The following is a 276-nucleotide window of genomic DNA, read 5'->3' as shown; positions in this document are numbered from 1 at the left end:
TTACGATAAACTTTTTGAACTTCTTTAGTGATGTATTCTTGAACACCTGTTGGACCTTTAATAGCTAAAATGTCATGTGGATTTATAGAACCTTCAGTAAGCATATCGCCCGCTTTAATTTTTTCTCCATCTTTAACTTTAATTCTGGCTCCATAAGGTATAGCATAAATTCTTTCATCACCATCATCGGCAGTTACAACTATATCATATCTCTTCTTATTATCAACTAATTTTACAGTACCGTCTATTTCAGTTATATAAGCAAGTCCTTTTGGT

1 protein-coding gene is annotated in these 276 nt (G+C 32.2%); it reads right to left on the bottom strand.

What is annotated here, in order from left to right:
• The coding region (locus VJI93_RS08785) for a hypothetical protein (RefSeq protein ID WP_324009318.1) at positions 1–276 on the bottom strand (276 nt) is incomplete at both ends.

This window comes from Parvimonas sp. M20, assembly GCF_035282425.1.
Lineage (GTDB): Bacteria > Bacillota > Clostridia > Tissierellales > Peptoniphilaceae > Parvimonas.
This window is presented reverse-complemented; position numbering and strand designations above follow the sequence as displayed.